This is a genomic window from Pseudomonas sp. GW823-FHT06E10, assembly GCF_058794995.1.
In genome coordinates this window covers 1-22,489 of sequence record NZ_JBXAHJ010000010.1, presented here as the reverse complement: position 1 = coordinate 22,489, position 22,489 = coordinate 1, and the positions used below count along the sequence as shown (strand labels likewise).

Genomic DNA, 22,489 nt, shown 5'->3' with positions numbered 1-22,489 from the left:
TCAGAACAGGCCGCGGTACCCTCGGCACCTGCGGCTAAATCACGCCAATGCGTGGCATGAAGGAACAATTTGGGGCCAGTGCAGAACCCGGACACAGTCTATAGAAGCGTCAACGCCGCGCACATTAACCCTTGGTCGCGTCGTAGGCTACTTTTGCCTGCGCTACAACGCCAGTTTTCAATGCTCAAATCGCCGAAATCATTCGGTTTTTTCGCCACTGATGCGTTCAAAAGCGCGACTGCTGCGTGTGACGAAACCTGTATCGGCACGAATCACAAAAAATGCACCGATATCGTGTTTTTCTGCGTAGTCCCAACCGCGCTCCGGGCCGAGAATCAGCAACAGCGTCGATAAGCCATCGGCCATCAACGCAGAAGGATGAATCACTGTGACGGACGCCAGGCTGTGTGAGACCGGCGCACCGGTGCGGGCATCGAAGGTGTGGGAAAAACGCTGTCCGTCCTGCTCGAAATAATTCCGGTAGTCGCCGGAAGTGGACAGGCCGTAGCCGTCGACAACAATGACCCGCTCCGCCACCTGCCGGTCATCCCGCGGCTCTTCCAGGGCAATGCGCCACGGCGAGCCGTCAGCTTTCTTGCCGGACGCCTTGAGCTCACCCGTGGCCTCGGCGAGGTAGTCATGGATGCCCATCGCCTCGAGTCTTGCGGCAATCGTGTCCACGGCATAACCGGCGGCGATGCTGTTGAAGTCGACCTCCACGGCGGCGTCCTTGCACAACCGGTCACCATCGATGCGCAAGTGTTCATGGCCGACGCGCTTGCGGGCTTCGGCGAGCGCTTCGGCGGACGGGACTTTTTCCCCGCGGGCCTGCGGGCCAAATCCCCAGAGGTTCAGCAATGGCTCCACCGTCAGGTCGTAGGAACCGTCACTTTGCGCTGACAGTTGCTCGCCCACGCGGACCAATTCGAGGATCGACGCCGGCATTGCCTGACAGCCGTTGGCCGGCAATGCATTGAAGCGCTCGATGTCCGAGTCGCTGCGGTAGGTCGACATTTGCCGGTCAATGTCAGCGAGGATCTGCTCGACCTGGACACGGACTTCGTCCGGCGCCGGAAGGTCGGCATGGCGCACATACTTGATCGAATAAGTGCTGCCCATGGTCGGGCCGCCGAAGCTCTCCAGAGTGTCGCCGTTGCCGCAGCCTGATAGTGCGCCGAGCAGCAAAAATGCCACCCCCTGCCACCTGATCAACAATTCCCGAGCTCCCCAATGCATCCCCTGACACACCGCCAGGGCCAGCCATTATGCGATAGAACCGTGGGAGCGGGCTTGCTCGCGAAGAGGCCATCACATTCAGCATTGATAGCTCTCTCAGACCGCTATCGCGAGCAAGCTCGCTCCCACATTGGATAGCTGGCGTGATCACTACCGTGCAAACACCACCATACCCTGTGGGAGCGAGCTTGCTCGCGATGAGGCCAGTGCGAACAACACATCCCCCAACAGACAAAAGCAGCACAAACAAAAACGCCCCGACCAAGGCCGGGGCGTTTTCATGTGCAGCTAATGCTTAGCGCGGGAATGCTGGCGGGTTTACACCGGCCATGTCTTCCATCACGCGAACCACCTGGCAGCTGTAACCGAACTCGTTGTCGTACCAGACGTACAGAACAACGCGGTTATCCTGGGTGATGGTCGCTTCAGCGTCCACTACGCCTGCGTGGCGCGAGCCCACGAAGTCGGTGGAAACCACTTCCTGGGAGCTGACGTAGTCGATCTGCTTGTGCAGATCCGAGTGCATGGCCATCTGGCGCAGGTACTCGTTGATCTCTTCGCGAGTGGTGGCCTTTTCCAGGTTCAGGTTCAGGATAGCCATCGACACGTTCGGCGTAGGAACGCGAATCGCGTTACCGGTCAGCTTGCCCTTCAACACTGGCAGGGCCTTGGCGGCTGCAGTGGCGGCACCGGTCTCGGTGATTACCATGTTCAGCGGCGCGGCGCGGCCACGACGGCTGCCCTTGTGGAAGTTGTCGATCAGGTTCTGGTCGTTGGTGAACGAGTGAACGGTTTCGACGTGGCCGTTGACGATGCCGTACTTGTCATTCACAGCCTTGAGCACCGGCACGATGGCGTTGGTGGTGCACGAAGCGGCCGAGATGATCTTGTCGTCAGGGGTGATTTCGCCGTGGTTGATGCCGTGCACGATGTTCTTCAGCGCGCCCTTGCCAGGTGCGGTGAGGATTACGCGGGCAGCGCCCGGGCAAGCCAGGTGCTGGCCCAGGCCATCGGCGTCACGCCATACACCGGTGTTGTCGACGATCAGAGCGTTTTCGATGCCGTACTGGGTGTAGTCGACTTCGGCCGGGCTCTTGGCGTAGATAACCTGGATCAGGTTGCCGTTGGCGGTGATGGTGTTGTTGGCTTCATCAATGGTGATGGTGCCATCGAACGGGCCATGGACCGAGTCACGGCGCAGCAGGCTGGCACGTTTGACCAGGTCGTTCTCGGCGCCCTTGCGGACCACGATGGCGCGCAGACGCAGGCCGTCGCCACCACCGGTTTTCTCGATCAGGATGCGCGCCAGCAGACGGCCGATACGACCGAAGCCGTACAGGACAACGTCGGTGCCTTTGCGGGCGGAAGCGTTCTGCTGGCCAACCACGTCGGCCATCTCTTCACGGACGAACTGCTCGGCACTACGGCCATTGCCTTCGGCCTTGTATTTGGCCGCCAGCTTGCCCAGGTCTACCGAAGCGGCACCGAGCTTGAGCTCGCTCATCGCCTTGAGTAGCGGGAATGTTTCGTGGACGGAGAGTTCGGTTTCGTCGGTCTGGCGATGACGGGCAAAGCGGTGCGCTTTGAGGATCGAAATCACCGAGCGATTGATCAGGCTGCGGCCATAGATCGAGCTCACCACGTTGTTATTGCGGTAGAGCTGACCGATAAGCGGAATCATCGCTTCTGCGAGTGCTTCACGGTCGATCCATTCACCAAGACACTGGTCGGGCTTCTGAGTCACGGGAACCTTCCACATGTAGGGGCAGAAAAAAGGGGCTACATTATGCCGCCGAGTGACGGCCGTAGCAATGCGCGCCCGTCGTGCTTTACGTAACAAATCGTCGTTCAAAAAAATTACGCCTCGCTCCAGCCCAGTAAAACCGGGGCTTTCAGCACAGTCAATTTTTTGGAGCCAAAGTCTCGTTATCCGTAACCCTCCGTAACACTCGTTGTTTTTGCCACTACATATTCATTAATTTTAGGTAAAAAAGCGCAGAATTTTGTCTTTACCACTACATTTCGCCAAACCCGTGCTTTAGACACAGTCAGCAACTGACAGGCGGCATCGTAGACCGCTACAATTACCGACTTTGTCGCAACGCTTGGAGCTCAACCTTCCGTGCCCGTTCTGCGTCTACCGCTTCTCCCTGCCGCGGCAGGTAAACAGCACTGGGGCAACCTGCCCGGTGCCGCCCTGAGCCTGGCCATCGCCGAGGCCGCCAGCGCTGCCAAGCGCTTTACCCTGCTGCTGACCGCCGACAGCCAAAGTGCCGAACGGCTGGAACAGGAGCTGGCTTTCTTCGCCCCGAATTTGCCCGTACTGCACTTTCCCGACTGGGAAACCCTGCCCTACGACCTGTTCTCGCCGCACCAGGACATCATTTCCCAGCGCATCGCCAGCCTGTACCGGTTGCCGGAACTGAGCCATGGCGTGCTGGTGGTGCCGATCACGACCGCCCTGCATCGCCTCGCGCCGACCAAATTCCTGCTCGGCAGCAGCCTGGTGCTGGATATCGGCCAGAAGCTCGATGTCGAGCAAATGCGCACCCGGCTCGAAGCCACGGGCTATCGCTACGTCGATACAGTGTATGAACACGGCGAGTTCACCGTTCGCGGTTCGCTGATCGACCTGTTCCCGATGGGCAGCAAGCTGCCGTATCGCATCGATCTGTTCGACGACGAAATCGAAACCCTGCGCACCTTCGACCCGGAGAACCAGCGTTCGATCGACAAAGTCGACTCGGTCAAGCTGTTGCCGGCCAGGGAGTTTCCGCTGCAGAAAGAAGCGGTCACCCGTTTCAAGGCGCGGTTCCGCGAGCGTTTTGACGTCGACTTCCGCCGTTGCCCGATCTTCCAGGACTTGAGCAGCGGGATTACCCCGGCCGGTATCGAGTACTACCTGCCGCTGTTCTTCGACGAAACTTCGACACTGTTCGATTACCTGCCCCAGGACACGCAAGTGTTTTCCCTGCCGGGCATCGAGCAAGCTGCGGAAAACTTCTGGAACGACGTGCGCAATCGCTATGAAGAACGCCGCGTCGACCCGTCCCGCCCTTTATTGCCACCCGCCGAACTGTTCCTGCCGGTGGAAGACTGCTTCGCGCGCCTGAAGAACTGGCCGCGCGTGGTGGCCAGTCAGCAGGATGTAGAAAGCGGTGGCGGTCGCGAGCGCTTCCCGGCTCGCGAGTTGCCCAACCTGGCGATCGAAGCCAAGGCCACTCAGCCAATGGCGGCACTGGCCGGCTTCCTCGACCAGTTCCCCGGTCGCGTGCTGTTTACCGCCGAATCGGCAGGCCGCCGCGAAGTGTTGCTGGAGCTGTTGGAACGCCTGAAGCTGCGACCGAAAACCGTCGACAGCTGGCCGGACTTTGTCGCCGGCAAGGAACGCCTGGCGATCACCATCGCCCCGCTCGACGAAGGCTTGCTGCTCGATGACCCGGCCCTGGCCCTCGTCGCCGAAAGCCCGCTGTTCGGCCAGCGTGTGATGCAGCGCCGTCGCCGCGAAAAACGCGCCGACGCCAACAACGATGCCGTCATCAAGAACCTCACCGAACTGCGCGAGGGTGCGCCGGTGGTGCACATCGACCACGGTGTCGGCCGCTACCTGGGCCTGGCGACCCTGGAAATCGACAGCCAGACCGCTGAATTCCTCGCCCTGGAATACGCCGAAGGCGCCAAGCTTTATGTGCCGGTGGCCAACCTGCACCTGATCGCCCGCTACACCGGCAGCGACGATGCCCTGGCCCCGCTGCATCGCCTGGGCTCCGAGACCTGGCAGAAAGCCAAGCGCAAAGCCGCCGAACAGGTGCGCGATGTGGCCGCCGAGTTGCTCGACATCTATGCACGTCGCGCTGCCCGCGAAGGCTACGCTTTCGCAGATCCGAAGGCCGACTACGCCACCTTCAGCGCCGGTTTCCCGTTCGAAGAAACCCCGGACCAGCAAACCACCATCGAAGCGGTGCGCGAAGACATGCTTGCGCCCAAGCCGATGGATCGCCTGGTGTGCGGCGACGTCGGCTTCGGCAAGACCGAAGTGGCAATGCGCGCCGCGTTCATTGCGGTGCACGGCGGTCGCCAGGTGGCGATCCTGGTGCCGACCACCCTGCTCGCCCAGCAGCACTACAACAGCTTCCGCGACCGCTTTGCCGACTGGCCGGTGAGCGTGGAAGTGATGAGCCGCTTCAAGTCAGCCAAGGAAGTGAATGCGGCGGTCGCGGACCTGGCCGAAGGCAAGATCGACATCGTCATCGGCACGCACAAGCTGCTGCAGGACGACGTGAAGATCAAAAACCTCGGGCTGGTGATCATCGACGAAGAGCACCGTTTCGGTGTCCGTCAGAAAGAACAGCTCAAGGCCCTGCGCAGCGAAGTCGACATCCTGACCCTGACCGCCACGCCGATTCCGCGCACGCTGAACATGGCGGTGTCGGGCATGCGCGACCTGTCGATCATCGCCACGCCGCCGGCCCGTCGCCTGTCGGTACGCACCTTCGTCATGGAGCAGAACAAGAGCACGGTCAAAGAGGCCTTGCTGCGTGAGTTGCTGCGTGGCGGCCAGGTCTACTACCTGCACAACGACGTGAAGACCATCGAGAAATGCGCTGCCGATCTGGCCGAACTGGTGCCGGAAGCACGGATCGGCATCGGCCACGGGCAGATGCGCGAACGCGAACTCGAACAGGTGATGAGCGACTTCTACCACAAGCGCTTCAACGTGCTGATTGCCTCGACCATCATCGAGACCGGCATCGACGTACCGAGCGCCAACACCATTATCATCGAGCGTGCCGACAAGTTCGGCCTGGCACAGTTGCACCAGTTGCGCGGCCGGGTCGGACGCAGCCACCACCAGGCGTACGCCTACCTGCTGACGCCGCCACGCCAGCAAATCACCCCGGACGCGGAAAAGCGCCTGGAAGCAATTGCCAACACCCAGGACCTCGGCGCGGGCTTCGTGCTTGCCACCAACGACCTGGAAATCCGTGGCGCCGGCGAACTGCTCGGCGACGGCCAGAGCGGGCAGATCCAGGCCGTCGGCTTCACGCTGTACATGGAAATGCTCGAGCGCGCGGTGAAGTCGATCCGCAAGGGCGAACAGCCAAACCTCGATCAACCGCTTGGCGGCGGTCCGGAAGTCAACTTGCGGGTACCGGCGTTGATCCCGGAAGACTACCTGCCGGATGTCCATGCCCGCCTGATTCTCTACAAGCGCATTGCCTCGGCCACCGACGAGGACGGCCTCAAGGATTTGCAGGTGGAGATGATCGACCGTTTCGGCCTGTTGCCGGAACCGACCAAGAACCTGATCCGCATCACAGCATTGAAATTGCAGGCCGAGCAACTGGGCATCAAGAAAGTCGATGGCGGCCCCCAAGGCGGTCGCGTCGAGTTCGCCGCACAGACGCCGGTCGACCCGCTGACCCTGATCAAACTGATCCAGAGCCAGCCAAAACGCTACAAATTCGAAGGTGCCACGATGTTCAAGTTCATGGTTCCGATGGAGCGCCCGGAAGAGCGCTTTAATACTGTAGAGGCGCTTTTCGAGCGCCTCGTTCCGAAAACTGCTTGAAGGACGCCGCATGCGCCTGTTTCGCTCACTGACCCTGCTGACCCTGTTGATGCCAGCGCTGGTCGCACCCACGGCATATGCCGATGACCTGTATCAGGTCGAAATGATTCTGGTCCGTCAAAACGCCGTACCGGCAATCGTCAGCCGCGCCGCGCCGGAAGACTGGGCCGCTGGCGCCCAACCGGTCAGCCCCGACAGCCTGCGCACGCCAAGCCTCAATGGCGAGGTGGAAAAACTCACCAGCAGCGCTGACTACACGGTGTTGCTGCACAAGGCCTGGCAACAGCCCCTCGGCGAAACCGCCAGCAAAGTGGCGATCAGCGACGGCAAGGAACAGTATGGTCAGTACCCGATCGAGGGCACACTGAACATGAAACTGGGGCGCTTTACCGACGTCGACGCCGATTTCTGGGTCAACCAGATCGATGCCAATGGCATGGTGACCGCCAGCGAGCGCTTGAAACAGGAAAGCCACACCAAAAACGGCCAATTGAACTTCCTCGACAACGGCCACCTCGGCCTGCTGATCAAGATCACCTCGCTGACCTCCCCCGCCCCCCGAACAGCTCCCGAAGAAATTCCGGACTGATTCCCAATGTCCGCGACCCTGAGCAAACCCCTGGCACCGTCCTGGGTCAGCCGATTCAAGGAACAGAGCCTGGAGCGTGGCCGCCGCTACGCGCTGGAGAATCGTGTCAGGATCGTCGAAGCCGGCGACGCAACCATCGTCGCCGCGTGTGAAGGCTCGGGCGGTAACGTTTACCGCCAGACCATTCGCCTGCGCGAGTCAGCCAAGGGCACTCTGCTGATGGTCGACGCCACCTGCTCCTGCCCGGTCCACAGCAACTGCAAACATTGCGCGGCGGTGCTCCTGCAAGTGCAGGAAACCCTCGACTACCCCGCTGCCGCCAAAGATGCCGAACTCCTGGAAAAACTCCAGGCAGTCCTGGAAAACCGCAGTCCGAAAGCACCGCCGCAAGTGCTGGTGGACAATGTGCAGCCCGTTCCCCGCCTGTGGCTGGCCAGCATCGAGTTCAGCGCGTTCGAACCGCGCAACGGTCGAATGCAGCGTTACATCCAGCATCGCGCGGCGCTGTCTTTCAGTTACCTGGACGAGTACGTTTCCGGGCAGAAAAACACCGACATCCTGATTCGTCAGGAAACCCAGACGCTGCGGATAAAACGCCACCCGGAAGTGGAACAGTCCTACCGAGAGCAACTGCGAATCCTCGGCTTCAAAATCGCCACCCGGCAAAGCAAGGCCCTGCCGGAAAGTGCCGGCGAGCTGTTCGAGATGGTCAATGACAGCGCCTGGCTGACCTTTACCCTCAATGAACTGCCGAAGTTGCGCACCCAGGGCTGGGAATTGCAGATCGACGAGGACTTCGGTTTCGACCTGACGGCGGTAGACGACTGGTACGCCACGGTCGACCAGGCACCGGAGCGAGACTGGTTCGACCTGGAACTGGGGATCATCGTCAACGGCGAACGCCTGAGCCTGTTGCCGATCCTGCTCAACCTGATGCGCTCCCACACCGAAATCCTCAACCCGGAGCGCCTTGCCCGACGCCGCGACGACGAGCTGATCCTGGTCAATATCCCCAATCGCCCGAACTCCGGGCACGGCCCACTGCAAGTCGCCCTGCCCTTCGGCCGCTTGAAACCGGTGCTGGCCACCCTCGGCGAGTTCTACCTGCAGGAGCCCGGCGACACCACGCTGCGCCTGAGCAAGGCCGATGCCACGCGCCTGAACCCACTGGAAGACATGCCACTGCTCTGGGAGGGTGGCGAACAGATCCGCACCTTTGCCCAGCGCCTGCGCGACATCAAGGACCACACGGCCGTCGCCCCGGACGGTCTGAATGCGACGCTGCGTCCGTATCAGCTTGAGGGCTTGAGCTGGATGCAATCGCTGCGGCAACTGGAAGTGGGTGGAATCCTTGCGGATGACATGGGCCTGGGCAAAACCCTGCAGACACTGGCGCACGTCCTGAGCGAGAAAAACGCCGGTCGTCTCGATCGGCCGTGCATGGTGGTGATGCCGACCAGCCTGATCCCCAACTGGCTCGACGAAGCTGCGCACTTTACGCCGCAGCTCAAGGTACTGGCGCTGTACGGTGCCAGCCGCAAAAAGCACTTCGACAAGCTGGCCGACTACGATCTGATCCTGACCACCTATGCGCTGCTGCCCAAGGATGTCGAACGCCTGGCGGCGCAGCCCTTGCACATACTGGTGCTGGACGAAGCGCAATACATCAAGAACCCGACCAGCAAGGCCGCCCAGGCTGCCCGCGAGCTCAATGCCCGGCAGCGCCTGTGCCTGAGTGGCACGCCGCTGGAAAACCATCTCGGTGAACTCTGGTCGCTGTTTCACTTCCTGTTGCCCGGCTGGCTGGGCGACGTCAAAAGCTTCAACCGCGATTACCGCGTGCCGATTGAAAAACGCACCAGCGAGGTCAGGCTCCAGCACCTCAACGGCCGGATCAAACCTTTCCTGCTGCGCCGCACCAAGGAACAGGTTGCCACCGAGTTGCCGCCGAAAACCGAGATCATCCACTGGGTCGAACTCAATGAGGCCCAGCGCGATGTGTACGAAACCATGCGCCTGGCCATGGACAAGAAAGTCCGCGACGAGATCACCCGCAAAGGCGTGGCCCGCAGCCAGATCATCATTCTTGAAGCCCTGCTCAAGTTGCGACAGGTGTGCTGCGATTTGCGCCTGGTCAACGAGGCGACCCTGCCAAGCCGCGGCAGCACGTCAGGCAAGCTCGATAGCCTGATGGAGATGCTCGAGGAATTGTTCGAGGAAGGTCGGCGGATCCTGCTGTTCTCGCAGTTCACTTCAATGCTGTCACTGATCGAAGACGAACTGAACAAGCGCGGCGTGGCCTACGCTCTGTTGACCGGCCAGACCCGCGACCGCCGCACACCGGTGAAGGAATTCCAGAGCGGCAAGCGTCAGATTTTTCTGATCAGCCTGAAGGCCGGTGGCGTTGGCCTGAACCTGACCGAAGCGGACACGGTGATTCATTACGACCCGTGGTGGAACCCGGCGACGGAAAACCAGGCAACCGACCGGGCGTATCGCATCGGCCAGGAGAAGCCGGTGTTCGTCTACAAACTGATTGCGCGCGGCACGGTGGAAGAAAAGATTCAGCACCTGCAAAAGGAAAAATCCGACCTCGCGGCCGGCGTATTGGATGGGCGCAAGGCCGGGGACTGGAAACTGCAGAGCGATGATATCGAGGCGCTGTTTGCGCCGCTGCCGGAAAACCTCGAAAAACGTTGAGATCTGTGGCGTTTTTAATCCGCCATCGCGAGCAAGTCGGATCGCCGCACCGTCGCTCCCACAGATTCAGAGGTGTCCGCAAAAGACGCGGACACTGTGGGAGCGAGCTTGCTCGCGATGAAGTCAACTCGGTATCAAGCGGGACTCAGCCCTTGAGCACCCTCGCCAGCGTCGACTTCACCTTGCCCATGCCGTCATGCAATGCCTGCTCGATCTCGGCCATGGTGATCACTGCCGTCGACTTGCCCGCCGCTGGGTTCACCACCAGCGCCAGACAGGCGTAATCGAGTTCCAGCTCGCGGGCCAAGGCGGCTTCCGGCATACCGGTCATGCCGACGATGTCGCAGCCATCGCGCTCCAGCCGGGCGATTTCAGCCACTGTCTCCAGGCGCGGCCCTTGAGTGCAGGCATACACGCCATGACTGCTGTAGCCCACGCCTTCCACCGCCAACGCCGCAATCAGTTGCTGGCGCAACGGCTCGCTGTAGGGGTAGCTGAAGTCGATATGGGTGACGTGCTCCAGGTCATCGGCAAAGTAGGTGTGCTCACGACCGCTGGTGTAGTCGATCAACTGATGCGGCACGCAGAAATGCCCGGTGCCCATCGCGGCATGGATGCCGCCCACGGCGTTGACCGCCAGAATGGCTTCGGCACCGGCCTGCTTCAGCGCCCAGAGGTTGGCGCGGTAGTTGACCTGATGCGGTGGAAAACGATGGGGATGACCGTGACGCGCGAGGAACAGTACTTCCTTGCCGGCATACTCGCCGATCTGAACGTCGGCCGAAGGTGCGCCATAAGGCGTGTCCACTGCCAGTGACTGGCGAATGCTCAGGCCTTCGAGTTGAGTCAGGCCAGTGCCACCGATAATCGCGTAAACCGTCATAACGAACAGTCCTTAATCAATCAATTGAGCTTCTTTGAGCGCGCCGACAGCGGCCAGCCAGCGCGGATCCTGACGGTATTCGGTGCTGGCAAACGACTGGCCGCGCATCCGCGCAATGCGCTCGGAAGGCTTGACCTTCAGACGCTGGGCAGCGCTCAGGGCCAGTTCAGCGGCCGCACGGTCGTTGCACACCAGACCCATGTCGCAACCGGCAGTCAGCGCCGCTTCGATACGGCTGGCGGCATCGCCGACCACGTGAGCGCCCGCCATGGACAGGTCGTCACTGAAGATCACGCCATCGAACTGCAATTCGCCACGCAGGATGTCCTGCAACCAGCGGCGGGAGAAGCCGGCGGGCTGGGAATCGACTTGTGGATAAATGACGTGGGCCGGCATGACCGCGGCCAGTTGCTTGCTCAGCCTGGCAAACGGCACCAGGTCATTGGCACGGATCTCGTCGAGGCTGCGTTCGTCGTTGGGAATCGCGACGTGAGAATCCGCTTCAGCCCAGCCGTGGCCGGGGAAGTGCTTGCCGGTGGCAGCCATCCCGGCGCTGTTCATCCCGCGGATGAATGCACCCGCGAGCAAGGCAGCGCGCTCGGGATCGCCTTCGAACGAACGGGTGCCGACAACGGCGCTGCGCTGGTAATCCAGGTCCAGCACCGGGGCAAAGCTCAGGTCCAGGCCAACGGCCAACACTTCGGTGGCCATGATCCAGCCGCATTGCTCGGCCAGGTATTCGGCGTTCGGGTTGTCGGCAATGGCGCGCATGGCGGGCAATCGCACGAATCCCTGGCGCAGGCGCTGCACGCGGCCGCCCTCTTGATCCACCGCCAACAGCAGATCGGGACGGATGGCGCGAATGGCCGCACTCAGCTCGCGCACTTGACGCGGATGCTCGATGTTGCGGGCAAAGATGATCAGGCCACCCACTTCGGGCTGGCGCAACAATTGGCGATCTTCAGCCGTCAGCCAGGTACCAGCGACGTCCACCATCAACGAGCCTTGCAAGCCAGCAGTCATAGAAATTCCTTGATAACAGAAAACCCGGCCCACACGAATTCGCCGCAAGACGCTGTGCCCGGCAGGTCGGCGATTTCAATGGGAAACGGGTTCAGAACGAGAGTCGGCATGGGCGGCTAGCTTAGCGGATGTCAGCTGCCGCGCCCACCCGTGTGCGGTTAAACCTTGGCGGCAACCGGTGTCGATTTGCTACGCGGACGCAACTGGGCCGTGGCCATGGCCGTGTCGGTAACGCCGGATTCGGCGCGCATGCCGGCAGCCAGGAACGGCACCATCAGGCGCATGACCTGCTCGATCGAGGTGTTCACGCCGAAATCGGTTTCGGCAATCGCGCGCAAGGCCTTGATACCGGACATGCTGAACGCCGCCGCACCCAGCATGAAGTGCACGCGCCAGAACAGTTCGATAGGTGGAATACGTGGCGCCGCTTCGTTGACCAGCATCATGTAGCGGCGAAACACCTTGCCGTACATGTCTTCCAGATAACGACGCAAGTGCCCCTGGCTCTGACTGAACGCCAGTCCCAGCAAACGCATGAAGATAGACAGGTCGTTGCCACTGCGCGGCTGCACCACCAGTGCCTGCTCGACGAGGATTTCCAGCAACTCTTCGAGTGTCGGCTTGTTTTCAGGCTTGGCCTGACGCCGCTCCAGCTCTTTATCGAGGCTGATGCAGAATGGCCCGAGGAACCGCGAGAAAACCGCTTGAATCAACGCCTTCTTCGAACCGAAGTGATAGTTCACCGCTGCCAGGTTGACACCCGCCTTGCTGGTGATCAGACGCAACGAGGTTTCGGCGAAACCTTTTTCCGCGAACAACTGCTCGGCGGCATCAAGAATGCGTTCAACGGTTTCCGACTGGGCCATGGCTACTCCGCCTGACAAACACTTGTTTGAAACATACGTTTCAGCCTGTGCATTGTCAAGTCTGGCAGTTCGTTTCGGGAATGGTCGGTCAGACATTTAACCACACAACGGCAAAGCTTCAATCCACCGGCTGTTTGACCGTCCGGCGGCGACTGAAAAAAGGAGCATTGCCAAGACCGACTTACTGTATATAATCCCAGTCACTGTATAAAAAAACAGAGCGATCGATATGCTAAAGCTGACGCCACGACAAGCAGAGATTCTGGCCTTCATCAAGCGCTGCCTGGAAGACAACGGGTATCCACCCACCCGCGCGGAAATCGCTCAGGAACTGGGTTTCAAGTCACCCAATGCGGCGGAAGAACACCTCAAGGCACTGGCCCGCAAGGGTGCAATCGAGATGACGCCTGGCGCCTCCCGTGGCATCCGCATTCCCGGCTTCGAAGCCAAGGCCGACGATTCCACCCTGCCGATCATTGGCCGGGTAGCAGCCGGCGCCCCGATTCTTGCGCAGCAACACATCGAAGAGTCCTGCAACATCAATCCCGCCTTCTTCCATCCGCGCGCCGACTACCTGCTGCGCGTCCATGGGATGAGCATGAAGGATATCGGCATTTTCGACGGTGACCTGCTGGCGGTCCACACCACCCGCGAAGCCCGTAACGGCCAGATCGTCGTTGCGCGGATCGGCGACGAAGTGACCGTCAAGCGCTTCAAGCGTGACGGCAGCAAAGTCTGGCTGATCGCCGAGAACCCCGAGTTCGCCCCTATTGAAGTGAACCTTCAAGACCAGGAACTGGTGATCGAAGGCTTGAGTGTCGGCGTCATTCGCCGCTAAAGGAGGCACCATGCAGTTCCCACAGACATCACCACAGCAAACCCAACTGCCGTTGTTCGAAGCGTTCATGGCACAGCCATTGGCGCCGATCCTGAAAGACGTAGTCGAGTCCCCCTGGAGCGCCGAACCTGACGCTTTCAGCGAGCTGTCACTGCGTGGTGCAGCCGGGAACTGCCTGAGCCTTCTGGCACCGATCCTCAGGGAATTGAGCCAGGACCAGGACGCACGCTGGCTGACACTGATCGCGCCACCCGCCAGCCTGACTCAAGCCTGGCTGCGAGATGCCGGCCTTAACCGCGAGCGCATTCTGCTGCTGCAACCGCGGGGCACCCAGAGCACCCAGCAACTGACTTGCGAAGCCCTGCGCCTGGGTCGTAGCCACACGGTGGTCAGCTGGATCAACCCGCTGAGCCCCCAATCGCGACAACAACTGATCAGCGCCGCCCGTACCGGGGACGCTCAGAGCCTGAATATTCGACTGGGTTAACCGGCGGACAAACGCGTGATTCACCGCGCAAGGCTTCTCCAGGGACAGAGAAGCCGATGAGTAACGACATCAGGAAAAGCGACAGGCGGCGGTCAATGAAGAACCCGCGACCCCTCGTCCTTGTCGAATTCGCCTTCAACCAGGCGACCGGCCATCTGAACACCGACGCTCAACATCGCCTTGGCGACTTCCACGTGCTGCCCTTGCAGGAATGCCTTGGCGTCCTCGGAGAAATCCAAAGTAACCAGAGAACCCTCGTCCTCGGCCCTGCGCAGCTCGATACGGCCGTCTGGTAACTCGACAATTTCTAGAAAGGACGTTGGCATAAAGGACTGTTCTCCACGAAAGGCGGGGATTATATAGGCATCGGCCAGGCTTCGCTCGGGATCTTGACCAGATGCCATCCCAAAACTGTTTCTGTCAGCACTCGTTCAGGCCTTCGCGAAAGCGGATCGCCAACCCCTTCAGGTTCTGACGCCAACTCTCCAGCTCTTCCCGACTCAGCTCTTGCGGCGCCTCCTCTTCATCCAGATTGACAGCCTGAATCAGTGGCTGGGTCACGTCGCCTTTTGGCTTGTGGGGCGCGCGCGGCGGCTGAAACAACGCAGCATGGGCAGCCAACAACTTGGCCAGCCAGGTCTCCGGGTTGTTGGCCAGCTCGACCAGCTCAGCCATTTCCGGAATGGCGATGGTGTCCAGCACCTCGCGAGTCAGCAACAACTCTGCACGGGGCGCATTGGCCTGAGGCAAGCGATAGAAACCGACGATCTCGTGACACAGGCCCAGCAGCGCGCCGTACAGATGAAACAGCGCGGATTCGCGCCCAGCCTGGATCAGCGCCAGCGAATTCATCGCCCGCCCCTCTTCAGTGCGGGCCAGCGCTTCGAGCGACAAGCCGGCGAAATAAATCTTCTGATTGGTGCGGGTGTACAGTTCGTGGGCCATGACGGCAGCCTCCACAACGAAATAATTGCTTCACGCAGGTTTGACAGTGTCGTGGATCAGCCGATCCGACCGCAAGCACAAAACAAAAAGGCCGCATGAAAACCCGAGGGTTCTCATGCGGCCTTGCGCACTGACTGTAGGAGCGAGCTCGCTCGCGATGGGCCTGAGAGCAACACGGGCATTCTGAAGGCCCGCGTCATCGTTGACGACCATCGCGAGCAAGCTCGCTCCTACAGGGAGGGTTGCGGCGTTAGGACTTGGCTGCCGGACGCTTGTCTTCAACCGTCCACTTGCCACCGTCGTAGTAAGCCTTCCAACCGGTTGGCTTACCGTCAACCTCGGTCTGCACGTACTGTTCCTTGGTCTTGCGACTGTAACGAATCACAGTCGGGAGGCCATCCGGATCTTTCTTCGGTGCTTCGCAGAGGAAGTGATACTTCGGATCGATCTCATCCTTGTGCGGGATGATTTCCATCACCAATGGAGCACGAGTCTCGCGGTTTTTCGGGAACTGGCTGGCCGCCAGGAACAGACCGGATGCACCGTCGCGCAGAATGTAGGTGTCGTTGACCTTTTCGCACTTCAGCTCAGGCATCTTCACCGGATCCATCTTCGGCGGCGCCGCATCACCACTCTTCAGCAGTTTGCGGGTGTTCTTGCAGGTGGCATTGGTGCAACCGAAGAACTTGCCGAAACGGCCGGTCTTGAGCTGCATCTCGCTACCGCACTTGTCGCACTCCAGGCTCGGACCTTCATAGCCTTTGATGCGATAGGTGCCCTCTTCGATTTCGTAGCCATCGCAATCCGGGTTGTTACCGCAGATGTGCAGCTTGCGCTTCTCATCGAGCAGGTAGGCGTCCATCGCCGTGCTGCAGATCGGGCAGCGATGCTTGCCACGCAACACCAGCGACTCCGATTCACCCTCGTCGTCCGCAGCGATTTCATCGCCCGGCACCAGGTTGACGGTGGCCTTGCAGCGCTCTTTCGGCGGCAGGCTGTAGCCCGAGCAACCGAGGAACACGCCGGTCGACGCGGTACGGATCTGCATCGGCCGGCCGCAAGTGGTGCACGGAATGTCAGTCATGACGGGCTGATTGGCCCGCATGCCATGTTCCGGGCTTTCGGCTACTTCGAGTTTCTTCTTGAAGTCGCCGTAGAACTCGTCGAGCACGTTTTTCCAGTCGCGTTCGCCCTGGGCCACGTCATCGAGATGCTCTTCCATGCCGGCGGTGAAGCCGTAGTCCATCAGGTTGGAGAAGCTTTCGGCCAGACGCTCGGTGACGATGTCGCCCATCTTTTCCGAGTAGAAACGACGGTTGTGCAGCGCCACGTAGCCGCGGTCCTGAATGGTCGAAATGATCGCCGCGTAGGTCGAAGGACGACCGATGCCGCGTTTTTCCATTTCTTTTACCAGGCTGGCTTCCGAGTAACGCGCCGGCGGCTTGGTGAAGTGCTGGGTCGGATCAAGCTTGATCAGCTTCATCGCGTCGCCCTGGGCCATGTCCGGCAGTACGTCGTCATCGCCCGGCTTGGCGATTTGCGGCATGACGCGGGTGTAACCGTCGAACTTCAGGATGCGGCCCTTGGCGCGCAGCTCGAAGTCGCCGGCACCGACAGTGACCGTGGTCGACAGGTATTGCGCCGGCAGCATCTGGCAGGCGAGGAACTGGCGCCAGATGAGCTCGTAGAGGCGCTCAGCGTCACGCTCCATGCCCGACAGCTTGCTTGGCTCGGTATTGGCATCGGACGGACGAATCGCTTCGTGAGCCTCTTGTGCGCCTTCCTTGCTGCTGTAGACGTTCGGGGTTTCCGGCAGGTATTTCTTGCCGAATTCGCCTTCAATATAGGCACGCGCCATCGCCACGGCATCAACCGAAAGGTTGGTGGAGTCGGTACGCATATAAGTGATGTAGCCAGCTTCGTAAAGACGCTGGGCCATCATCATGGTCTTCTTCACACCGAAGCCCAGGCGATTGCTTGCGGCTTGCTGCAAGGTGGACGTGATGAAGGGTGCCGACGGCTTGCTGCTGGTCGGCTTGTCTTCGCGCTTGACGATGCTGTAGCTGGAAGCCTTGAGCTTCTCCAGCGCGGCCATGGCCTGGGTTTCATTGAGCGGTTTGAAGGCTTCGCCTTTCTCGCGGGCCACGTCGAAGCGCACGGTCGCGCCTTTTGCGGTGCCAAGGTCGGCGTGAACTTCCCAGTACTCTTCCGGGATGAACGCGCGGATTTCACGTTCGCGCTCGACCACCAGCTTCACGGCAACCGACTGCACGCGACCGGCGGACAGACCGCGAGCGATCTTGGCCCACAGCAGCGGCGAAACCATGTAACCCACCACGCGGTCGAGGAAACGACGCGCCTGCTGGGCGTTGACGCGGTCGATATCCAGCTCACCTGGTTTCGAGAAGGCTTCCTGAATCGCCTTCTTGGTGATTTCGTTGAACACCACGCGTTTGTAGCGGGTGTCGTCACCACCGATGGCTTCGCGCAGGTGCCAGGCAATGGCTTCCCCCTCGCGGTCCAAGTCGGTTGCGAGATAGATGGTGTCAGCATCCTTGGCGAGCCGGCGCAGCTCTTCGATGACTTTTTCCTTGCCCGGGAGGATCTCGTACTTGGCTTTCCAGCCATGATCCGGATCGACACCCATGCGCGCGACCAGCTGCTTGCGCGCTTTTTCTTTCGGCGACAGTGCCGGCGCTTCACCCGCAGCAGCCTTGCCGCGCTTGGCGGCTGGCTCTTTGCTGGCGCTAGCCGAACCGCTGGTGGGCAGGTCTCGGATATGGCCGATACTCGACTTCACCACGTATTCGTTGCCCAAATACTTGTTGATGGTCTTGGCCTTAGCCGGGGATTCCACAATGACCAGCGATTTGCCCATGGATCAGAAAATTCCTGAATTCGAGAAGTGAAAGGCGGTTGGCGCCTGACGCGGCACCGCTATATATAGTGGCTACAAGATGAGGTCAAGCGCAGGGCTCTGCGCGCACTCCCCTTATGGCAGCGGAAAAACGCTCGGTTCGGCCTGCACCAAAGCAAAGCGTGGCACCTGTTCGCCGTCAACCTCGACGGACTCCAGGAACATGCTCAAGGGACGCACCCAAAAGCCGTAATCGCCATACAGGGCTTGGTAGAAGACCACTTCTTCTTCGGTTTCCGAATGCCGCGCAACACTGAATACGCGGTACTGCGGACCTTTGTAATGTTGGTAGAGCCCAGGTTGTATCGGCATGCTTTGGCCCTCACTCAAATTTTTTCAAAATAAAAAAATAAATCCGGAAAAACAAAAACCGGGGCACTTGGCCCCGGCTTCCATCAACGAGACGCTTAAACGCGTTCGAAGACGGTGGAGATGCCTTGGCCGAGACCAATGCACATGGTGGCTACCCCGAAGGTACCGCCATTCTGCTTCATCACATTGAGCAAAGTGCCGGAGATACGCGCACCGGAGCAACCGAACGGGTGGCCCAGGGCGATCGCGCCGCCGTGCAGGTTAACCTTCTCGTTCATCTTGTCGAGTACTTTCAGATCTTTCAGCACTGGCAGAGCCTGTGCGGCGAAAGCTTCGTTGAGCTCGAAGAAGTCGATGTCGGAAATGCCCAGACCCGCGCGCTTCAGTGCTTTTTGTGTGGCCGGTACTGGACCATAGCCCATGATTGCCGGATCCACACCTGCCACTGCCATCGAACGAATCACCGCCAGAGGCTGGATACCCAGATCCTGTGCACGCTGCGCCGACATCACGATCATGCACGAGGCACCATCGGTGATCTGCGACGAGGTACCGGCTGTCACGGTGCCGCCCTTTGGATTGAACGCCGGCTTCAGAGCCGCCAGGCTTTCCAGGGTGGTTTCCGGACGAATGGTTTCGTCGTAGTCGAAGGTTTTCAGGAAACCGTTCTCGTCGTAGCCCTGCATCGGGATGATTTCGTCTTTGAACTTGCCTTCCACGGTCGCCTTGTGGGCGAGTTGGTGGGAGCGCACGCCGAAAGCGTCCTGCTGCTCGCGAGTGATGCCGTGCATTTTGCCCAGCATTTCCGCGGTCAGGCCCATCATGCCCGAGGCTTTCGCCGCGTACAGCGACATGTGCGGGTTCGGATCGACACCGTGCATCATGCTCACGTGACCCATATGCTCGACGCCACCAACCACGAAAACGTCACCGTTGCCGGTCATGATCGCTTGCGCGGCAGTGTGCAGAGCGCTCATCGACGAGCCACACAGGCGGCTGACGGTCTGGCCGGCCGAAGTGTGCGGGATCTGGGTCATCAGCGACGCCATGCGTGCGATGTTCCAGCCCTGCTCCAGGGTCTGGTTCACACAGCCCCAGATCACGTCTTCGACTTCGTTCGGGTCGACCTTGACGTTACGTTCCAGCAGTTTGCTGATCAGGTGCGCCGACATGTCTTCGGCACGGGTGTTGCGGTGCATACCGCCCTTGGAGCGGCCCATCGGAGTACGACCGAAGTCGACAATCACGACGTCTCTAGGATTCAAGCTCATAAGTTCACTCTCACTCTAGTTGGGGGCGCTTAACCGAAGAAGCTCTGGCCGTTCTTGGCCATTTCGCGCAGCTTCGCGGTCGGGTGGTACAGCGCGCCCAAATCAGCGTACTGGTCAGCCAGGGCAACGAACTCTGCCACACCGATCGAATCGATGTAACGCAGCGCACCGCCACGGAATGGAGGGAAACCAATACCGTAGACCAGACCCATGTCGGCTTCGGCAGCGGTTTCGACGATGCCGTCTTCCAGGCAACGCACGGTTTCCAGGCACAGCGGGATCATCATCCAGTTGATGATGTCTTCGTCGGTGACTTCGCGCTGCTCGTAAACGATCGGCTTGAGCACTTCCAGTACCGAAGGATCGGCAACCTTCTTCTGCTTGCCCTTCTTGTCGGTCTCGTAGGCGTAGAAGCCCTTGCCGTTCTTCTGGCCCAGGCGCTTGGCTTCGTAGAGCACGTCGACGGCCGAGCGACGGTCGTCCTTCATGCGGTCCGGGAAGCCTTCAGCCATCACGTCACGACCGTGGTGACCGGTGTCGATGCCGACCACGTCCATCAGGTACGCCGGGCCCATAGGCCAGCCGAATTTTTCCATGATCTTGTCGATACGGACGAAGTCCACACCGGCGCTGACCAGCTTGGCGAAACCGCCGAAGTACGGGAACAGGACGCGGTTGACCAGGAAGCCCGGGCAGTCATTGACCACGATCGGGTTCTTGCCCATTTTCTTGGCGTAGGCAACGGTGGTGGCAACAGCCAGCTCGCTGGACTTCTCACCCCGGATCACTTCCACCAGCGGCATCATGTGCACCGGGTTGAAGAAGTGCATGCCGACGAAGTTTTCCGGACGCTTGAGGGCTTTGGCCAGCAAGGTGATGGAAATGGTCGAGGTGTTGGACGCCAGGATGGTGTCCTCCTTGACCTTGTCTTCAACTTCGGCCAGTACCGCTTGCTTGACCTTCGGGTTCTCGACGACCGCTTCGACCACCAGATCCACGTGACCGAAGTCGCCGTACGACAGGGTTGGACGGATGCCGTTGAGCACTTCAGCCATTTTCGCGGCGGTCATGCGACCTTTATCAACGCGGCCGACCAGCAGTTTGGCGGCTTCGGCCAGACCCTGCTCGATACCGTGCTCGTTGATGTCCTTCATCAGGATCGGCGTGCCTTTGGAAGCCGACTGATAGGCGATACCGCCACCCATGATGCCGGCGCCCAGTACGGCGGCCTGCTTCACGTCCTTGGCGATTTCGTCGTAGGCCTTGGCCTTTTTCTTCAGTTCCTGATCGTTCAGGAACAAGCCGATCAGGCTCTGCGCAGCAGAGGTCTTGGCCAGTTTGACGAAACCTGCAGCTTCAATTTCCAGCGCCTTGTCGCGACCGAAGTTCGCGGCTTTCTGGATGGTCTTGATCGCTTCAACCGGCGCCGGGTAGTTCGGACCAGCCTGGCCGGCCACGAAACCCTTGGCGGTTTCGAAAGCCATCATTTGTTCGATGGCGTTCAGCTTCAGCTTTTCCAGCTTCGGCTGGCGCTTGGCCTTGTAGTCGAACTCGCCGGAGATGGCGCGCTTGATCAGTTCCAGTGCGGCATCCTGCAGTTGCTCAGGAGCAACCACGGCGTCGACGGCGCCGACTTTCAGCGCGTCTTCAGGACGGTTTTCCTTGCCGGCGGCGATCCATTCGATGGCGTTGTCGGCACCGATCAGGCGCGGCAGGCGCACAGTACCGCCGAAGCCCGGGTAGATGCCCAGCTTGACTTCCGGCAGACCGATCTTGGCCTTGGTGGACATGACGCGGTAGTCCGCCGCCAGGCACATTTCCAGACCGCCACCCAACGCGATGCCATTGATCGCGGCGACGGTCGGGACGTTGAGGTCTTCGAAATCGCTGAAAATCTTGTTGGCTTCGAGGTTGCCAGCAACAAGTTCTGCATCCGGCAGCTTGAAGTTGTCGACAAATTCGGTGATGTCGGCGCCGACGATGAACACGTCCTTGCCACTGCTGACGATCACGCCCTTGATCGAAGCATCTGCCTTGATGGTGTCTACGGCCTGACGCAGTTCGTTCAGGGTTAGACGGTTGAACTTGTTGACGGACTCACCCTTGAGGTCGAACTTCAGTTCGACGATGCCACTTTCAAGAGCCTTAACCGTGATGGCTTTACCTTCGTAAATCATCAACTGATCTCCACGATATGGAAGCTGAACAGTACACGTCGGACGCAGGCGAACGGCTTGGCAGGGACGTTGATCGTCAATGCTACGCCCATTCCCCCGGCACACCCGCCAACGCGATAGTCGGGATTCTGTAGGAGCGGTCTGAAATACAAACGCTCAATTCATACGCCCGTTTGATTTGGGTACGTCACCTTCACGGAATTTCCGACAATTGTCAATCGCCCGAAACACGGGTTGAAACGCGACTTTCCGGTCATATCCGTACTGCGAAGACCTTAAACACGCTTGAGCATGCAAGGTCATTCATAGAATCAATTGTTAGAAAGTTCGCCCTAATTCGCTGCAGCCCGTGTTTAACAAGCTACGCTGGCGGAACCTAGGGGAAAATTTTGAACGCTTTTGGCGAATGCCCAGCGTAAGATCAGCCAACACCGTTTTTACCGGCCTGCCTGGCCAACTCCAGCCCGATGATGAATGTCGGGCTTTTTATTGCCTGCGAAAAACACCTGTAGGAGCGAGCTCGCTCGCGATGGACGTCAACGATGACGCGGGAAGCCTGGCACCCCGCGGCGCTCTCAGGTTCATCGCGAGCAGGCTGAACTGGTCAAGTAATCCCGGACACCGGTTACGGTGTTTATGCCGCTTTTTGCTCCATGGCTATTGGCGACAGATA

16 protein-coding genes are annotated in these 22,489 nt (G+C 60.0%); 5 read left to right on the top strand and 11 right to left on the bottom strand.

Annotated elements, in window-relative coordinates; translation table 11 throughout:
* Window positions 1–198: 198 nt before the first annotated feature.
* Together AC1Q6Y_RS17160 and AC1Q6Y_RS17155 are read right to left on the bottom strand one after the other, a co-directional pair.
* Complete coding sequence (locus tag AC1Q6Y_RS17160) at window positions 199–1,236, bottom strand: FAD:protein FMN transferase (protein WP_492624848.1); 1,038 nt, start codon at window positions 1,234–1,236, stop codon at window positions 199–201.
* Window positions 1,237–1,531: 295 nt separating this feature from the next.
* Complete coding sequence (locus AC1Q6Y_RS17155) at window positions 1,532–2,995, bottom strand: glyceraldehyde-3-phosphate dehydrogenase (protein ID WP_090454111.1); 1,464 nt, start codon at window positions 2,993–2,995, stop codon at window positions 1,532–1,534.
* Window positions 2,996–3,358: 363 nt separating this feature from the next.
* On the opposite strand from AC1Q6Y_RS17155, the gene mfd reads away from it, so the two are divergent.
* Genes mfd through AC1Q6Y_RS17140 form a run of 3 tightly spaced genes read left to right on the top strand, consistent with a single transcriptional unit; the run spans window position 3,359 to window position 10,097 of the window.
* On the top strand, window positions 3,359–6,808 hold the full coding sequence (gene mfd / locus AC1Q6Y_RS17150; RefSeq protein ID WP_492624847.1) for a transcription-repair coupling factor: 3,450 nt from the start codon (window positions 3,359–3,361) through the stop codon (window positions 6,806–6,808).
* A 10-nt stretch (window positions 6,809–6,818) separates the two neighbouring features.
* The gene (locus AC1Q6Y_RS17145) at window positions 6,819–7,397 is read left to right on the top strand and encodes a CsiV family protein (protein WP_492624846.1); all 579 of its coding nucleotides are present in this window, start codon (window positions 6,819–6,821) and stop codon (window positions 7,395–7,397) included.
* 6 nt (window positions 7,398–7,403) lie between these two features.
* Entirely contained in the window at window positions 7,404–10,097 is a 2,694-nt protein-coding gene (locus AC1Q6Y_RS17140; RefSeq protein ID WP_349736682.1) for an SNF2-related protein, read from the top strand.
* A 145-nt stretch (window positions 10,098–10,242) separates the two neighbouring features.
* Here the strand turns inward: AC1Q6Y_RS17140 and AC1Q6Y_RS17135 are convergent, their stop codons facing one another.
* The 3 genes from AC1Q6Y_RS17135 to AC1Q6Y_RS17125 form a co-directional block, all read right to left on the bottom strand.
* On the bottom strand, window positions 10,243–10,980 hold the full coding sequence (locus tag AC1Q6Y_RS17135; RefSeq protein WP_349736683.1) for an S-methyl-5'-thioinosine phosphorylase: 738 nt from the start codon (window positions 10,978–10,980) through the stop codon (window positions 10,243–10,245).
* A gap of 12 nt (window positions 10,981–10,992) precedes the next feature.
* Window positions 10,993–12,003: a beta-N-acetylhexosaminidase gene (gene nagZ, locus AC1Q6Y_RS17130; protein ID WP_007974039.1), complete on the bottom strand. Its 1,011-nt coding sequence runs from the start codon at window positions 12,001–12,003 to the stop codon at window positions 10,993–10,995.
* A gap of 158 nt (window positions 12,004–12,161) precedes the next feature.
* Window positions 12,162–12,869 carry a TetR/AcrR family transcriptional regulator gene (locus AC1Q6Y_RS17125; RefSeq protein WP_056857021.1) on the bottom strand — a complete coding sequence of 236 codons (708 nt, stop codon included), beginning with the start codon at window positions 12,867–12,869 and terminating at the stop codon, window positions 12,162–12,164.
* 229 nt (window positions 12,870–13,098) lie between these two features.
* Here AC1Q6Y_RS17125 and lexA point away from each other — a divergent pair, with 229 nt between their 5' ends.
* Together lexA and sulA are read left to right on the top strand one after the other, a co-directional pair.
* Window positions 13,099–13,707 carry a transcriptional repressor LexA gene (lexA, locus tag AC1Q6Y_RS17120; RefSeq protein WP_007995278.1) on the top strand — a complete coding sequence of 203 codons (609 nt, stop codon included), beginning with the start codon at window positions 13,099–13,101 and terminating at the stop codon, window positions 13,705–13,707.
* A gap of 10 nt (window positions 13,708–13,717) precedes the next feature.
* The gene (gene sulA, locus AC1Q6Y_RS17115; RefSeq protein WP_492624845.1) at window positions 13,718–14,194 is read left to right on the top strand and encodes an SOS-induced cell division inhibitor SulA; all 477 of its coding nucleotides are present in this window, start codon (window positions 13,718–13,720) and stop codon (window positions 14,192–14,194) included.
* A gap of 92 nt (window positions 14,195–14,286) precedes the next feature.
* Here sulA and AC1Q6Y_RS17110 read toward each other — a convergent pair whose 3' ends face one another.
* The 6 genes from AC1Q6Y_RS17110 to fadB form a co-directional block, all read right to left on the bottom strand.
* Window positions 14,287–14,520, bottom strand: a complete 234-nt coding sequence (locus AC1Q6Y_RS17110) for a hypothetical protein (protein WP_015095953.1) — start codon at window positions 14,518–14,520, stop codon at window positions 14,287–14,289.
* Window positions 14,521–14,614: 94 nt separating this feature from the next.
* Window positions 14,615–15,139 (bottom strand): DUF6586 family protein, encoded by a 525-nt coding sequence (locus tag AC1Q6Y_RS17105; protein WP_492624844.1) that lies wholly within the window; start codon window positions 15,137–15,139, stop codon window positions 14,615–14,617.
* A gap of 250 nt (window positions 15,140–15,389) precedes the next feature.
* Window positions 15,390–18,017 (bottom strand): type I DNA topoisomerase, encoded by a 2,628-nt coding sequence (topA, locus tag AC1Q6Y_RS17100; protein ID WP_492624843.1) that lies wholly within the window; start codon window positions 18,015–18,017, stop codon window positions 15,390–15,392.
* A 114-nt stretch (window positions 18,018–18,131) separates the two neighbouring features.
* Complete coding sequence (locus tag AC1Q6Y_RS17095; RefSeq protein ID WP_492624842.1) at window positions 18,132–18,368, bottom strand: DUF1653 domain-containing protein; 237 nt, start codon at window positions 18,366–18,368, stop codon at window positions 18,132–18,134.
* A gap of 95 nt (window positions 18,369–18,463) precedes the next feature.
* Window positions 18,464–19,639, bottom strand: coding sequence for an acetyl-CoA C-acyltransferase FadA (gene fadA / locus AC1Q6Y_RS17090; protein WP_008023006.1), 1,176 nt, complete (start codon window positions 19,637–19,639; stop codon window positions 18,464–18,466).
* A 29-nt stretch (window positions 19,640–19,668) separates the two neighbouring features.
* Window positions 19,669–21,816, bottom strand: a complete 2,148-nt coding sequence (gene fadB, locus AC1Q6Y_RS17085) for a fatty acid oxidation complex subunit alpha FadB (RefSeq protein WP_057715656.1) — start codon at window positions 21,814–21,816, stop codon at window positions 19,669–19,671.
* Between the last annotated feature and the right edge of the window lie 673 nt (window positions 21,817–22,489).

Bases quoted from the DNA above. Each gene is read 5' to 3' on its own strand.
- AC1Q6Y_RS17160 (WP_492624848.1), bottom strand. From the start codon at position 1,236: ATGCATTGGGGAGCTCGGGAATTGTTGATCAGGTGGCAGGGGGTGGCA.
- AC1Q6Y_RS17155 (WP_090454111.1), bottom strand. From the start codon at position 2,995: ATGTGGAAGGTTCCCGTGACTCAGAAGCCCGACCAGTGTCTTGGTGAA.
- AC1Q6Y_RS17145 (WP_492624846.1), top strand. From the start codon at position 6,819: ATGCGCCTGTTTCGCTCACTGACCCTGCTGACCCTGTTGATGCCAGCG.
- AC1Q6Y_RS17140 (WP_349736682.1), top strand. From the start codon at position 7,404: ATGTCCGCGACCCTGAGCAAACCCCTGGCACCGTCCTGGGTCAGCCGA.
- AC1Q6Y_RS17135 (WP_349736683.1), bottom strand. From the start codon at position 10,980: ATGACGGTTTACGCGATTATCGGTGGCACTGGCCTGACTCAACTCGAA.
- nagZ (WP_007974039.1), bottom strand. From the start codon at position 12,003: ATGACTGCTGGCTTGCAAGGCTCGTTGATGGTGGACGTCGCTGGTACC.
- AC1Q6Y_RS17125 (WP_056857021.1), bottom strand. From the start codon at position 12,869: ATGGCCCAGTCGGAAACCGTTGAACGCATTCTTGATGCCGCCGAGCAG.
- lexA (WP_007995278.1), top strand. From the start codon at position 13,099: ATGCTAAAGCTGACGCCACGACAAGCAGAGATTCTGGCCTTCATCAAG.
- sulA (WP_492624845.1), top strand. From the start codon at position 13,718: ATGCAGTTCCCACAGACATCACCACAGCAAACCCAACTGCCGTTGTTC.
- AC1Q6Y_RS17110 (WP_015095953.1), bottom strand. From the start codon at position 14,520: ATGCCAACGTCCTTTCTAGAAATTGTCGAGTTACCAGACGGCCGTATC.
- AC1Q6Y_RS17105 (WP_492624844.1), bottom strand. From the start codon at position 15,139: ATGGCCCACGAACTGTACACCCGCACCAATCAGAAGATTTATTTCGCC.
- topA (WP_492624843.1), bottom strand. From the start codon at position 18,017: ATGGGCAAATCGCTGGTCATTGTGGAATCCCCGGCTAAGGCCAAGACC.
- AC1Q6Y_RS17095 (WP_492624842.1), bottom strand. From the start codon at position 18,368: ATGCCGATACAACCTGGGCTCTACCAACATTACAAAGGTCCGCAGTAC.
- fadA (WP_008023006.1), bottom strand. From the start codon at position 19,639: ATGAGCTTGAATCCTAGAGACGTCGTGATTGTCGACTTCGGTCGTACT.
- fadB (WP_057715656.1), bottom strand. From the start codon at position 21,816: ATGATTTACGAAGGTAAAGCCATCACGGTTAAGGCTCTTGAAAGTGGC.